Annotated in this window: 12 protein-coding genes; 7 read left to right on the top strand and 5 right to left on the bottom strand. The window is 71.2% G+C overall.

All coding sequences use genetic code 11. From position 1 onward, the window contains the following. Nucleotides 1–190 precede the first annotated feature (190 nt). The 3 genes from ACZ6YG_RS20500 to ACZ6YG_RS20490 are packed head-to-tail and all read left to right on the top strand — an operon-like array spanning nt 191 to nt 3,797. Complete coding sequence (locus tag ACZ6YG_RS20500) at nt 191–643, top strand: (2Fe-2S)-binding protein (RefSeq protein WP_466019002.1); 453 nt, start codon at nt 191–193, stop codon at nt 641–643. Next, nucleotides 640–1,623, top strand: coding sequence for an FAD binding domain-containing protein (locus tag ACZ6YG_RS20495; protein ID WP_466018896.1), 984 nt, complete (start codon nt 640–642; stop codon nt 1,621–1,623). The genes ACZ6YG_RS20500 and ACZ6YG_RS20495 overlap by 4 nt, the downstream gene beginning before the upstream one ends. Further along, the gene (locus ACZ6YG_RS20490; RefSeq protein WP_466018895.1) at nt 1,620–3,797 is read left to right on the top strand and encodes a xanthine dehydrogenase family protein molybdopterin-binding subunit; all 2,178 of its coding nucleotides are present in this window, start codon (nt 1,620–1,622) and stop codon (nt 3,795–3,797) included. The genes ACZ6YG_RS20495 and ACZ6YG_RS20490 overlap by 4 nt, the downstream gene beginning before the upstream one ends. Before the next feature lie 79 nt (nt 3,798–3,876). Here ACZ6YG_RS20490 and ACZ6YG_RS20485 read toward each other — a convergent pair whose 3' ends face one another. The 3 genes from ACZ6YG_RS20485 to ACZ6YG_RS20475 all read right to left on the bottom strand — a co-directional run bounded on the left by ACZ6YG_RS20485 (nt 3,877) and on the right by ACZ6YG_RS20475 (nt 5,801). After that, nucleotides 3,877–4,713: an alpha/beta fold hydrolase gene (locus ACZ6YG_RS20485; RefSeq protein WP_466018894.1), complete on the bottom strand. Its 837-nt coding sequence runs from the start codon at nt 4,711–4,713 to the stop codon at nt 3,877–3,879. Nucleotides 4,714–4,763: 50 nt separating this feature from the next. Continuing rightward, complete coding sequence (locus ACZ6YG_RS20480; RefSeq protein ID WP_397197311.1) at nt 4,764–5,147, bottom strand: DUF3592 domain-containing protein; 384 nt, start codon at nt 5,145–5,147, stop codon at nt 4,764–4,766. Nucleotides 5,148–5,315: 168 nt separating this feature from the next. Further along, nucleotides 5,316–5,801 (bottom strand): superoxide dismutase family protein, encoded by a 486-nt coding sequence (locus ACZ6YG_RS20475; RefSeq protein WP_466018893.1) that lies wholly within the window; start codon nt 5,799–5,801, stop codon nt 5,316–5,318. Between the two features lie 825 nt (nt 5,802–6,626). Here ACZ6YG_RS20475 and ACZ6YG_RS20470 point away from each other — a divergent pair. After that, entirely contained in the window at nt 6,627–6,764 is a 138-nt protein-coding gene (locus ACZ6YG_RS20470) for a hypothetical protein (protein WP_466018892.1), read from the top strand. 19 nt (nt 6,765–6,783) lie between these two features. Here the strand turns inward: ACZ6YG_RS20470 and vanY-N are convergent, their stop codons facing one another. After that, the gene (gene vanY-N / locus ACZ6YG_RS20465; protein WP_466018891.1) at nt 6,784–7,356 is read right to left on the bottom strand and encodes a D,D-peptidase/D,D-carboxypeptidase VanY-N; all 573 of its coding nucleotides are present in this window, start codon (nt 7,354–7,356) and stop codon (nt 6,784–6,786) included. Nucleotides 7,357–7,547: 191 nt separating this feature from the next. On the opposite strand from vanY-N, the gene ACZ6YG_RS20460 reads away from it, so the two are divergent. The 3 genes from ACZ6YG_RS20460 to ACZ6YG_RS20450 are packed head-to-tail and all read left to right on the top strand — an operon-like array spanning nt 7,548 to nt 10,196. Next, on the top strand, nt 7,548–8,222 hold the full coding sequence (locus tag ACZ6YG_RS20460) for a response regulator transcription factor (RefSeq protein WP_187281087.1): 675 nt from the start codon (nt 7,548–7,550) through the stop codon (nt 8,220–8,222). 7 nt (nt 8,223–8,229) lie between these two features. Continuing rightward, nucleotides 8,230–9,708 carry an ATP-binding protein gene (locus tag ACZ6YG_RS20455; protein ID WP_466018890.1) on the top strand — a complete coding sequence of 493 codons (1,479 nt, stop codon included), beginning with the start codon at nt 8,230–8,232 and terminating at the stop codon, nt 9,706–9,708. Then, a complete protein-coding gene (locus tag ACZ6YG_RS20450; protein WP_466018889.1) occupies nt 9,705–10,196 on the top strand; it encodes a hypothetical protein in 492 nt (163 codons plus the stop codon). Before ACZ6YG_RS20455 ends, ACZ6YG_RS20450 begins: the two co-directional genes overlap by 4 nt. Nucleotides 10,197–10,240: 44 nt before the next feature. Here ACZ6YG_RS20450 and ACZ6YG_RS20445 read toward each other — a convergent pair whose 3' ends face one another. Continuing rightward, a complete protein-coding gene (locus ACZ6YG_RS20445; RefSeq protein WP_466018888.1) occupies nt 10,241–12,931 on the bottom strand; it encodes an endonuclease/exonuclease/phosphatase family protein in 2,691 nt (896 codons plus the stop codon). Between the last annotated feature and the right edge of the window lie 142 nt (nt 12,932–13,073).

Below are 13,073 nucleotides of genomic sequence, written 5' to 3'. Positions count from 1 at the left end.
GGACGTGCCACCGGGACAACGGACGAAAGCCCTCGACACGCCCGCGCCCAGCCGCCGTGCGGTGCTCAAGGCCGCCGCGGCGGGCACGGCCGTGGCCGCCACGGGCGTCGCCGCTCCCGCCGCCGCGACTCCCCCGGCCGCCACCGCTCAGGCGTACGCCGTCGCCCCGGGGGCGTCGGTGGAGGTCGCCATGACGGTCAACGGGCGGCTGCGCAAGGTCGTCCTGGAGCCGCGGGTGACGCTGCTGGACACGTTAAGGGAGCGGCTCGGCCTGACCGGCACCAAGAAGGGCTGCGACCGGGGCGAGTGCGGGGCGTGCACGGTGCTGGCCGACGGCGAGCGGGTCAAGTCGTGCCTGACGCTGGCGGTGATGCGGCAGGGGGCCGAGATCACCACGGTGGAAGGGCTGGCGCGGGGAGAGGAGCTGCACCCCGTACAGGAGGCGTTCATCCGGAACGACGCCTTCCAGTGCGGCGCGTGCACTCCCGGTCAGATCATGTCCGCCGTGGCCTGCATCGACGAGGGGCATGCAGGCTCGGAGGCGGAGATCCGCGAGTGGATGAGCGGCAACCTGTGCCGGTGCGCGGCTTACCAGAACATCGTCGCCGCCGTCGCCGAAGCCGCGAAGGAGGTGCGGCGATGAGGGCCTTCGGTTACACGGTCGCGCGCGATCCGGCCGAGGCGGTGCGGCTGGCCGCGACCACCCCCGGCTCGACGTTCGTGGCAGGCGGCACGGACCTGCTGAACCTGATGCGCGACGGCGCGGAGGCCCACGACCACCTCGTCGACGTCAACCGGCTGGACCTCGGCAACATCACCGTCGGCTCCGGCTCGTTGCGGATAGGCGGGGCGGCCCGGATGCGGCAGGTCGCCGAGCACCCCGGAGTGCGGCGGGAGTTCCCGATGCTGTCGGAGGCGCTGCTGGCCTCCGCGTCCCCGCAGATCCGCACCATGGCCTCGATCGGCGGGAACCTGTTGCAGCGCACCCGGTGCGGCTACTTCCGCGACGCGGCCTCTCCCTGCGCCAAGCGGGTACGGGGCAACGGCTGCCCGGCGATCACCGGGCAGAACCGGGGACACGCGATCCTGGGAGGCAGCGAGCACTGCATCGCCACGCACCCGTCGGACCTGGCGGTGGCGCTGACCGCCCTGGACGCGACCGTGCGCCTGCTCGGTCCCGCCGGCGAGCGCGCCGTCCCCATCGCCGGCTTCTACCTCCTCCCCGGGTCCACGCCGGACCGGGAGACCGCGATGCGCCCGGGCGAGCTGATCACCAGGGTGGACGTGCCGCGCACCGCCCTGGCCGGGCAGTCGCGCTACCTGAAGCTGCGCGACCGGGCCACGTTCGAGTTCGCGGTGGTGTCGGTGGCGGCCGCGCTGCGGACGAGGGGCGATGTCGTACGGGACGTACGGCTGGCTTTCGGCGGCGTGGGCACCCGCCCGTGGCGGGACACCCGCGTCGAGGCGGCGCTGCGGGGCCGGCCGCTCACCCGGCAGGCGATCGACGAGGCGGGCCGGATCCTGGTCAGGGACGCCAAGCCGTACGAGGGGAACAGGTTCAAGGTCGAGCTCGTCCAGCGGGCGCTGGTGAGCGTTCTCGGCGAGCTGGGAGGGCTTCGATGAGCGGGCTGGTGGGGCAGGGCGTGGCGCGGGTGGACGGCCGGGCGAAGGTCACCGGCGCGGCCCGCTACGCCGCGGACCAGGAGGTGCCCGGTGTGCTGCACGGCGCCCTGGTGATGAGCACGATCGCCCGCGGCGAGGTCCTGGAGATCGACCGCGGGGCGGCGCTCGCGCGTCCCGGCGTCGTCGCGGTCCACACCCACGCCGACATGCCGCGGCTGAACCTGCCGAACTTCCCGTACAACAGGCCTTTCATCCCCATGCAGGACACGCGGGTGCACCACCACGGGCAGCCCGTCGCGTACGTCGTGGCCCAGACCCTGGAGCAGGCGCAGGAGGCCGCCGGCCTGGTGAAGGTGCGCTATCGGGCGGAGGATCCGGTCGCCCGGATGGCCGACGTGCTCGACGAGGCGTTCCTGCCGGACGATTTCCGCGACAGGCCCAACGAGTACAGCCGCGGCGATGCCGCCGCGGCGCTCGGACAGGCCGCGGTACGCGTCGACCGGACCTACAGCAGCCCGATGCAGCACCACAACCCGATCGAGCCGCACACCACCACCGCCGTCTGGGAGGACGACGGCACGCTGATCCTGTACGAGAGCACCCAGGGCGTGGTCTTCGCCCGCAACACCGTCCAGATCGCGTTCGGGATGCCCGAGGGGAGCGTCAGGGTCGTCTCCCCCTACCTGGGCGGTGGTTTCGGCGCCAAGGGCCCCACCTATCCGCACACGTTGCTCACCGCGGCGGCGGCGCGACTCTGCGGCCGGCCGGTGAAGCTGGTGCTGACGCGCGCGCAGATGTACACCTCCAACGGTCACCGCGCCGAGTACCGCCACCACCTCCGGCTCGGCGCCACCCGGCAGGGCGCGCTGACCGCTGTCGTCAGCACCTCGACGGCTCAGGTGACCCGCGTCGACGAGAACGTCTACAACGGCGGTGACTCCACCGTGCGCCTGTATGCCTGCCCGAACGTCCACGTACGGCAGCTGGGTGTGCGGCTCGACCTGCCGACGTCGAGCTACATGCGCTCGCCGGAGACGACCGCTCACTTCGGCCTCGAGACCGCCATGGACGAGCTGAGCTACGAGCTCGGCATCGACCCGGTGGAGCTCCGGATACGCAACCACACCGAGGTCGACCAGCAGCCCGATCCTCCCGTGCCGTACGCCGACAAGCGGCTGCTGGAGTGCTACCGGGCCGCGGCGGAGGCGTTCGGCTGGGCCCGGCGCAGCCCCAGGCCGGGCACCACCAGGGACGGAGACGAGTACGTCGGCTGGGGCATGGCCACCGAGACCCACACGCACACCGTCATCCCGTCCCGGGCTCGCCTCACCATCGGCCCCGACGGGCGCGCGACCCTGCGGGCCGCCACCCAGGAGATCGGCACCGGCACCTACACCGTGCTCACCCAGATCGTCTGCGAGGGGCTCGGCATGCCGCTCGACCAGGTCACGACGCTGCTGGGCGACACCGCCTACCCCGACGCGTCCTTGTCGGCGGGGTCGTCCACCATGCCCAGCGTGGCGGCCCCGGCGGCCGACGCGGCGGCGAAGGCGCGGAACGCCGTGATCGCGCTCGCCGTCGCCGACCCGCGCTCCCCGCTGCACGGCGTGCCCGCCGAGGAGGTCGTGGCCCGGGACGGCCGTCTGTCCGCCGGGGGCGACCGCGTGGACACCTACCGCGCGGTCATGACCCGGCACGGCCGCTCCGTCGAGGTGACCGGCGACAAGCGGAACAGCACACCCGGGCACTCGTTCGGCGCGGTGTTCCTGGAGGTGCGGATCCAGCCGAGGCTGGGCAGGTTGCGCGTGACCCGGGTGGTGACCGCGCACGACCTGGGGCGGGTGCTCAACCGCCGGACCGCGCGCGGGCAGGTCATCGGCGGTGTGATGTGGGGGCTCGGCTTCGCGCTGATGGAGCACACGATGGTGGACCCGGCCACCGCCCGGGTCGTCAACCCGAACCTGTCCACCTACCTGGTCCCGGTCTGCGCGGACGTGCCGTCGGTGGAGGCGTTGTTCGTGGACCGGCCGGAACCGGACGCCGAGCTGGCCGGGATCCGCGGATTCGGCGAGACGCCCGGGACCGGCGTGCCCGCGGCCATCGGCAACGCGATCTACCACGCCATCGGCCGGCGCCTCAGGGACGTCCCCTTCACCCAGGACAAGCTGCTCTGACCCCTGCGCGCGGGGTCAGCGGCTCTGTCGAGGAGCTCGTCCGTGGGCCCGCCGTACATGGGTGTCCTACGCCGTCGTTTCAGCCGAGCGGGATGAGGAGGTCGGCCAGTTCGCCGGGCTTGGAGAGAAATGGCGAGTGGGAGGCGTCGAGCGTGACGACGGAGGTCGGGTTGTCCGGGAACGCGTCGTCGGCCTCAGCGATGAACTTCGCCTGCAGGCCCGGCCGGATGGCCATGTCCCGCGTACAGACGATGTACGTGCGCGGCACCGACCCCCAGCCGTCGCGGGTCAGGGTGGTGGCGCCCAGCATGACGCCGATCGGGCCGTCGGGTGTCAGCAGGCCGGTGGCGGCGTCGGCGAGGACAGGGTCCACGTCTCCGTAGAACGCCTCGCGAAGCCCCTGCCGGTAGACCGCGTCGTCCGTGGCGAAGTCGAGCCGCAGCGCGCCTATGGCGGCCGGGTCACCCTGCAGCAACGGCGCGACCCGGTCGTCGGCGGCCTCGGGAAGCCGCGTGTACGCCGCCGCGGACACGCCCGACGCCGGCATGTACGCGGTGAGGTACACGGCGTGCGCCACCAGTTCGGGTGTCCGCTGGGCCGTTCGGGTCAGTACGGGACCGGCCGCGCTGTGGGCGACCACCGTGACCGGCTCGCCACCGCCGATCCGCTTGATCTGCGAGGTCAACAACTCGGCCGCGTCGTCGAGAGTCACGTCCGCCACGGGCGAGACCTCGGTCCCGACCGCCTCGGGGGTGTACGGCTGTTCGGTTGACCATCGAGGACGGCGGGCGTACAGCCCATGCCCCGCCATGTCCACCGCGACGGTCAGGCGGCCGCCGGCCACCACATGGGGGACGACTTCGTTCCAGCACCAGGCGCCGTGCCAGAAACCGTGGACTAACACCAGCGTGGACATGAACACTCCTTGAGTGATCGGGTGAACGACGGCCGCGGAGCCAGCCGGAATCAGATGATGGTGAAGGCGGTGAGCGCGCCGAGGGTGATGAGGAAAAGGCCTATGCCCACGACCCACCTCCCCATCGTGGAACCGTCCTGGCCGCCGGTGTCGATGCGAGCGTTCCGCTGCTTCTCAGGGTCGTAGAGGACGGTGACGCGATCTCCTGGTCGAGGAGGCCTGCTCTCGCCGTAACGCGAGGTGATCTCGACCTCCTGGCCATCGCGGGTCGTGAAGCGGAAGACGGGATAGCACGCCTTGCTGTCGGGGTCCCTGCTCCTCTCCAGGCCGGTGACCAGGCCGGGCACCCGGACCCCGCGGGCGCGGAACCGCCGTGCCCTGCGCAGGAGCCAGACGCCGCACGCCAGGTTCGCCAGCCCGAGAACGAAGAGCATGCCGGGCGAAGATGTCGATTCCACTAAGGATCACCTTTCGCTCGGGCGGCGATCCGCCGTTGCCAAGGGTTCTATCTGATCGACTACGCCACCGGCGGTTTGGTTCATCACCACATCGACGTTTTTCAGGCTCCCGACGTCAAGGCGCGTGGGAGGGCGTGGACCCCGCTAGCCTCTGGTGATCACACCGCAGGCGATGCGGCTGCCGGAGTCGCCGGCCTTCAGAGTCTCGGCGTCGGGCCCGGCCTCACCTTCCGCGTTCCGGTAGCGGTCGGGGATGTTGGCGTAATTGTCGGCCAGAGAGTGGATCATGATGGCGCTGCCGTCGCCGTCGAAGAGCTGTGCCACCTGGAAACGGTCGGTCACCGATGAGGCGGTGGCGGTGCCGTCCGCGCCGACCAGCAGGTTGGGCAGGTCCCCGGTGTGGCGGTCGTGCGGTTGCGAGCCCAGGTCGAAGTGTCCTCCCGCGCTGAAGAAGGGGCTGCCGGTGTCGGGGTCCTTCGACTGCGCGTCGCAGACGCCCTTGGCGTGGACATGGAAGCCGTGAAAACCGGCCGGCAAGTTCGTCACCCCGACCGTGATCTTGGACTTGCCGTTCCCGGCGTCCTCCACCTGGAGCGAGCCGACCGTCTGGCCTTCGGCATTCTTGATCACGGCACCGGCCCGGCGCACCGTCCCGCGCCGGCATCATCGCTCCCAGCGCGGCCGCGCTCAGGGCGACCACTCCCACGCCCAGCATCACGACCAGAGCCAGACGAGCCTTTCGTACCATCGGAAGTCTCCCCCTGTGTGGCGTCTTCCCCAGGTGAAGACGACGGCGGCACCGTTGGACGCGAGAACGGCGAGCCGCGACGTCCAAGGGGCCTCGCCACAGAAATCCCCCCGGCTTCGTCCACTGCCCCGATGCCGGAGGTAAAAGTTCGCCATCGCCAGAGCGTCCGGCTCGAAGCCTTGGGAACTCGTCACAGAAGTGCCGTCAGGGCTCCCCTGAGACGCAGGGATGCCCTGACACTGGACCGCTCAACGGCGGCGTCGTCTACTGCGGCGGCGTCGGCGTGACGCGGATTCGCCGTTTTCGAAGCCGTCTCCCGGCTCTGGCTGCACCAAGCGGATGGACGCGCCGACTAGGTAGTAGCGGATAGCCATGGTCATCCCCCCAAAGCGATCGGCGGCTGGGAGAGCACCAGGCCCACAGTCGGGTACCGCTTCAGCACCCTCCCGTAGGTACAAACCCAACGGCTCACCCGTACCTTCCCCAGATATCCCCTGAACGGGGCTGCTGGCTGGGCTTTTACCAGCCGGGCCCCGGGCTGCGACAACCGGTTCCCGCACGTGACTTCTTCGGTGTGAAAAGATCACAGCCATCGAAAGCACTCCATGACGCATCATCCGGAGGAGGCGTCTTGGGGAACGCCCCAAGACGAGAGGCGGCCATGCAGAAGGCTGCGCTTCGAGATCACCGATGACAACGTCGACCCGATGGAAGCGGACGAGAGTGTCAGCTCCGCCTGGGCACTGATCGGACGGATCACCGGAACCGACCTCGCCACCGACTGTTTCCAGGCGCGGCACTCGCGCATCCGCGACCTCGACACGCCTTCGTATCCCGACGGCTGAACGTCCTGACGAACAGGGGCTACACCTGGTCCCCGTTCTCGACCATGGGGTTCACGCCGGGGTGGGGGCGTCGTGGCAGTGGCGTGCCGCGGCGGTCCGGGCGGTGCTCGAAGTGCCACCACTCGTTGTCGTAGACGCGGTAGAGGTCGTAGCGGGCGCCGTGCTCCTCCAGCCAGCGCGCGCCTTCGCGGGGGCGTACGTCCAGCGCGATGCCCTTGACGTGGCCGGATTCCGCCGGCGGTAACACGAGCATGCGGGCCGAGGCCGGGGAGCCGGAGCGGCGCACCTCCTCGTCGAACATCCGTTGCTGGACCTGGGGATCGCGGTATCCCGAGGTGAGGCCGACGAGCTGGCCGTGACGCCAGAGCGCCTCGGTGCGTGCCGCGGTGAACGCCGCCATGGCGCCGTCGGTGAGCCCGGTGAGATCCTCGGCGGGGAATCGCATCCCCAACGCCCAGCGGCAGGCCAGTTCGCGGGCGTGGCCGGGACGGCGGACGAACCCCACGGGCAGCAGGAGCACGGCGAGCACCAGCGTGACCGCGGCGAACAGCCGGTCACGGGGCCGGAGTGGGATGGTTCGCGGTTCGTTCATGACGAACAACGATCGGCGCCGGATGCGCGCGCGCCGTCCGCCGCATGTCACCGTTCGTCGACGGCGGCCGGCGCCGGGTGCGACCGTGATACAACCATGACACGGTGCTGACGAGGCGGGGACACGGCTGGCCGACAGTGGAGGGATTGACCGGCGGGCGAGGTACGGAGCGTGCTGTGAAACTCGGCGGCGTGTCGCGAGTGTTGCTGATCGAAGATGACCCGGCCGTACGGGAGGGCCTGGAGCTGGCCCTGACCCGGCATGGACACCGGGTGCGGGCGGTGGAGTCCGGCGAGGAGGGGCTGGACCGGCTGCGCGTGGACCTTCCCGACGTCGTCGTGCTCGATCTCATGTTGCCTGGCATCGACGGGTTCGAGGTCTGCCGCCGCATCCGGGCCGCCCGGGAGGTGCCGATCATCATGCTGACCGCGCGCGGCGACGACATGGACGTGGTGGCCGGGCTGGAGGCGGGCGCCGACGACTACGTGGTCAAGCCGGTGCAGCCCAGGGTGCTGGAGGCACGCATTCGCGCGGTTCTCCGGCGGATCGGGCGGGACCAGGCGGAGCTGGAGCGGTATGGGGACCTGACCATCGATCGCGCCGGGCTGGTGGTCGCCAAGCGCGGCGCGCCTGTCAGCCTAGCCCCGACCGAGTTGCGCCTGCTGCTCGAACTCTCCGGCACGCCCGGCCGGGTGCACAGCCGCCAGCAGCTGCTGGAGTCGGTGTGGGAGCACGGGTACTTCGGCGACTCGCGTCTCGTGGACGCGTGCGTGCAGCGGTTACGCGCGAAGATCGAGGACGACTCGGCGGCGCCCGTCTACGTTCAGACGGTGCGTGGGTTCGGGTACCGGTTCGGGCCGGTGTGAGCCGCCGGTGGCACGATGGCCGAGCCTGGGGTTGCGTGCCCGGCTGTTGTCCGCGTTCGCCCTGCTGTGTGTGGTCACCGCGGCAGGGGTGGCCGGTGGGATCTACGTCCATGCCCGCAACGACATCCTGCAGCGGACCCAGGATGCCGCGGTGGAGGCGATGCGGAGCCGGCTGGAGGCGCTCTACCCCTTGCGAAGTGCGACGCCGGGCCCGGCCGAGCTCGGCGAGATCGCCCGTGCCATGACCGACCGGAACAGCTCCGCGGTCGCCTTCTACCAGGGTGCGCAGTCACCGGCCGGCCCGCCGCCGGGACAGGCGGTGCCGGGCCGGCCGCCGCGTGCGCCGGGCCTGGCTCCCGGAACGATCTCACCGGAGCTGCGGCGGACGGTGGCCGAGGGCGGCATGGCGTGGCAACGCGTGGTGTGGCAGGGCGAGCCCTTCCTGATCATCGGCGCGCCTCTGGTGATCACCGAGCCGGACCGGACGACGCGGGTGTCCGGCATCGAGGTCTACACCGCCCACAGCCTGGTTCCCGAACAGCGCAGCATCGACGGGCTCGCCGCCTGGGCCTGGCTCACCGGCGGGGCGGCCCTGGTGTTCGCGGTCGTCCTGGCGTCGCTGGCCACTCGTGGCGTGCTGCGCCCGGTGCGCGAGCTCGGCCGGGCGGCGCGCCTGCTGGGCGAGGGCGACCTGCGGGCCAGGGTCGCGGTCCGAGGCTCCGACGAGCTGGCCGACGTGGCGCGCACGTTCAACGACACCGCCGCGGAGCTGGAACGGCACGTCGAGCAGCTCCGTGAGATGGAGGCCGACTCGCGCCGGTTCGTGGCCGACGTGTCCCACGAGCTGCGCACCCCGCTGGCCGCGCTCGCCGCGGTCGCCGACGTCCTCGACGAGGAGGCGGCCGGGCTGCCCGAGCACGCCGGCAGGGCCGCCAGGCTGGTCAGCCAGGAGACGCTCAACCTCACCGGGCTGGTGAACGACCTCATCGAGATCAGCCGGTTCGACTCGGGCGTCGCGACCCTCGCGCTGAACGAGGTCGACGTGGCCGAGCTGGTGCGCGCGACCCTGCGGGCCCGGGGCTGGTCGGAGTCCGTGCACACCGAGCTTCCCCCCGGGGTGACGGCGCGCCTGGACCCGCGCCGAGTGGACGTCATCCTCGCGAACCTGGTCGGCAACGCCCTGCGGCACGGCGAGCCGCCGGTGTCGGTACGGCTTTCCGCCGATCCGCGGTGGGTCGCTCTCAAGGTCCGCGACCACGGACCGGGGCTGGACGAAGCGGTGCTGCCGCACGTGTTCGACCGGTTCTACAAGGCCAGCGCGGCCAGGGCCAGGTCGGAAGGAAGCGGCCTCGGCCTCGCCATCGCGCGGGAGAACGCGCGCCTGCACCGAGGTGACCTCACTGTCGTCAACGCCCCGGACGGCGGCGCCGTGTTCACGCTGCGCCTGCCCTGCCGGACGCACGATCCGGACGGAGGCTCCACGTGAGGACCGGGCCGGCCCGCCGCGTGCTCGCCGCGGGTCTCGTAGCGCTCGTCGCCGTGGCCGGCTGCGGTGTGCGGCCCAGCGACGTCATCCCCGCCGGCGACCCGCCGAGCGGAGGCGTCGCGCCCACCACGACGATCACCCTCTACCTGGTGAGGAACGGCCGGCTCCTGGCGGTGACGCGGCCCGGACCGGGTGGTCGTCCACTGTTCGAAGCGGACACGCTCGCGCTGCTCGCGGCCGGACCCACCGCGAGGGAGCGGGCGCGCGGATTCACCACCGACGTCCCGTCCGAGGCCGGCCCGTTCTCGGTGACCGCCGAGCCGGTCGGCCACGTGACGGTGACCCTGTCCACTCCTGCCGGCGAACTGTCCCCGCTGGCCGTCGACCAGATCGTGTGCACGGCCGGTGCCACATCGCCGGAGAAGCTCCTCCAGGTCACCGTCGTCGGTGCCGGGCAGAGCGTCGGCCCCCGGACGTGCCCGGAGTGACGGCTGCGCCCTGTCACGCTCGCGCATGACAGGGCGGGCGTAGCTCAGTGGTGCACCGTGATGTTCCCTCCGGTGACGGCCTGAGGATCGAAGCGGTCGATGTCGAACTCGTCGACCCGCCGGTTGTCGTACGCCGGCGGGCCGCCCGGGTACGGTGCCTGGCTGAGCGGCCACACGACCAGGCGCAGTCTGTCCGGCTCGTCATGGCCGTACAGGACGAAGCCGTACCCGCTCCGACCGGCCACGGTCGCCTTGCCCTTGACCGCCGCCTTGCCGTCCGGCGTGATCACCAGCCACTCGAGCTCGGTGGCGTCGAGGTCGAAATCGGTGCCGGTGAGGCGGGCGCTCACCTTGCCGCCGCTCGGCACCGGGCCTGTGTCTGACTTGTGGTACTTCGGGTTGAACTGGAAGTGCGCCCGGCCCGTCGCCGACGGATCCGAGGTCAGCGCCCCGGCGGGGGACTCAAGATGCGTGCCGCCCGTGACGAACCCCGCCTCCGGGTCGTACACGATGACCATGACACTGGCGGTGCCCTCGCCGCCGTCGTCGTCCGTCACCTTCACCGTGACCGTGTACATGCCGGCGTCGGTGAAGGTGTGGGCGCGATCGCAGCCGCCGCTCGTCGCCGCGAAGGAGTCCGTACGACCGTCGTCCCAGACGATCGCGCAGGTGTGGGTGTCGTTGGCGCCCGGATCGGTGAAGGGCGCCGTGAGGCTGACCGGCGTGCCCGCGCGATGGACCGACCACGGCGCGGGACCGGTGATGGACGGCCGCGGCGGCGCGTTGCGCAGCCGGACCCGCGCCGAGTCGCTCACCGGCGCGTTGACCCCGTCGCTCGCGGTGAGCGTGACGGTGAACGTGCCGTCGTCCGTGCAGGAGATCGTCGTGGACGCGGCGTGGGCGTCGCCGAAGGAGCACGTCGTGCCCGGGTCCGCCTCGCCCGCCGTGTAGCTCCAGGTGATCGTGGGAGTGGAATCCGGGTCTCCGACGGACCCGTGCAGCCGCAGCCGTTGCCCCTCGGTGCCGGAGACGTCCGGGCCGGCCGAGACAGTGGGCGGCAGGTTCTGCCCCGGCGGCGGATCGGATGGCACCCCGCCACCTACTCCTCCGTCACCGGTCATCAGCGTCGCCCAGCCGCGCAGCGGGACGTGGCTGGAGACCGACGTGCGCGTGGCATCGCCGTCGAGTGCCGCGAAATGATCGCTGACGAAGATGTAGTCCCGCTTGTGCTGCAGGGCGACCGGCAGCGGAACCGTACCCTCGCCTGTCCGGCATGTCCGATCGGTGACCGGGCAACTGTGCTCGGGACTCGCGAAGTACGCGGTGTCGGTCTCGTCCACCTCGTGCAGGACACCGGTGCCGCCGTGGTGGGCGTACAACGGGGTCAGCGCCGCCTCCCAGGGCCGGTCCTGGAAGTCGCCGCCGAGGATCACCGGCACGCCGGCGTCCACTTGGGCGGCGACCGCCTCTGCCTGCTCCGCGCGGAGGCCGGCCTCGGCGCTCAGCTGCGTGACGCACCCCCGTACCGTCTGCTCCCGCAGCGTGGTGTCGGCGCAGGTCAGGTTGTACGTCTCGGGCTCCCCGCCCTGAGGCAGCGGCGTAACGGCCGGATTCGTCAGCGGTGTGTGGCTGAGCAGCGCGTTGCCCAGCTCCTGGGAGCCGCCGCACTTCGACGCGGGACTCCGGGTGATCGCGAACTCGCCGTGCAGGTCGTAGCCGTTGGCGCGTACGGTCTCCAGCAGCTTGTCGTACTGGTCGCGGCACACCTCGTTCAACGTGACCAGATCGGGGCGGAAGTCCAGGATCGAGGAGGCGATGGCCGGAACCGCCCCGCTCACCGCGCTGTTCGCGCAGGACGGCTGGGGTATCTGCTTGGCACCGCAGACGTTGAACTGGAAGACCCGGACCGGCTCGTTGACGCGGAGCGTCACCTCTCCCCACAGGATGTCGTGGTCCGAGCAGCGCCCGTCGTCGGGCTTCGGGTCTTCCCCGGTGACCACGCAGTCGCCCTCGTTCTCCACGCGGGCGGACACGTCACGGTCGAAGTGCGCCTTGCTGACGAAGATGTAGTCGATCTTCCCCTCGCTGGGGTGGGTCTTGGCGCCGCCCGGCTTGGGCGGGCAGCCCGGGCATCCGGCGAACTGGTCCACCTCCCAGTAGTCTCCGGTGCCCCCCGCCTCCGGCGCGTACAACCGGCCGACGGCCGGATTCTCGGGTGAGGGCCAGTCCGGGGCCACGTTCACGTCCCCGGTCAGGATGAAGGGCATCCGCCTGCGGTGCGGCGGGAACAGGTCGGTGGCGAGTTCCTCGATCTCCTTGGCGGCGGTCGGGTCGTCGGGAGTGCCGTGCAGGGTGCACACTCGCGTCCTGATCTCGAAGGCCGCCGTCACGCACCCGATGCCGCGGCCCGTCGAGAACTGCAGGTCGTCGGCGTCGCTGATGTCCGCTCGCACGAAAATGGCGTTGCCCGCGCTGTACGGGGCTACGGTGTCACACGTCGGCGTGAGATCGGGGGGCCACCATTCCCACTCCGCCGGAGGCCAGAATCGGGAGCTGGAGAAGTACGACTTGTAGCCGGCGTCGCCGAGCAGCTCCTGGAGCCTCTCCGCCTGGCTGCGGCACGTCTCCTGCAGGGTGACGACGTCGGGCTGCTCGGCCTGGATCTTGCTGTGGACCATGTCCACGACGCCGGTCTCGCCGTGGTTGCACACGGCGCCGCACAGGTTGTAATTCATGATTTTCAGAGGTCGCTCGGCCTGCGCCATCGCCGGCCGCTCACCCAGAGGAGCCGCCAAAAGCGCAACGAGCATGGCTAAGGAAGTCAGGACACGGCTGACACGCGTAATTCCAGACACTGTTCTCCCCGTTGATGTTCCG

The sequence above is a fragment of the Nonomuraea sp. NPDC054003 genome (assembly GCF_055585125.1).
The sequence above is the reverse complement of the archived record's forward strand: the minus strand, read 5'-3'. Positions and strand labels throughout refer to the sequence as shown.

Coding starts and splice junctions, on each gene's coding strand:
- ACZ6YG_RS20495 (WP_466018896.1), top strand. CDS start 640: ATGAGGGCCTTCGGTTACACGGTCGCGCGCGATCCGGCCGAGGCGGTG.
- ACZ6YG_RS20490 (WP_466018895.1), top strand. CDS start 1,620: ATGAGCGGGCTGGTGGGGCAGGGCGTGGCGCGGGTGGACGGCCGGGCG.
- ACZ6YG_RS20470 (WP_466018892.1), top strand. CDS start 6,627: ATGGAAGCGGACGAGAGTGTCAGCTCCGCCTGGGCACTGATCGGACGG.
- ACZ6YG_RS20500 (WP_466019002.1), top strand. CDS start 191: ATGACGGTCAACGGGCGGCTGCGCAAGGTCGTCCTGGAGCCGCGGGTG.
- ACZ6YG_RS20480 (WP_397197311.1), bottom strand. CDS start 5,147: ATGCTCTTCGTTCTCGGGCTGGCGAACCTGGCGTGCGGCGTCTGGCTC.
- ACZ6YG_RS20485 (WP_466018894.1), bottom strand. CDS start 4,713: ATGTCCACGCTGGTGTTAGTCCACGGTTTCTGGCACGGCGCCTGGTGC.
- vanY-N (WP_466018891.1), bottom strand. CDS start 7,356: ATGAACGAACCGCGAACCATCCCACTCCGGCCCCGTGACCGGCTGTTC.
- ACZ6YG_RS20445 (WP_466018888.1), bottom strand. CDS start 12,931: ATGAATTACAACCTGTGCGGCGCCGTGTGCAACCACGGCGAGACCGGC.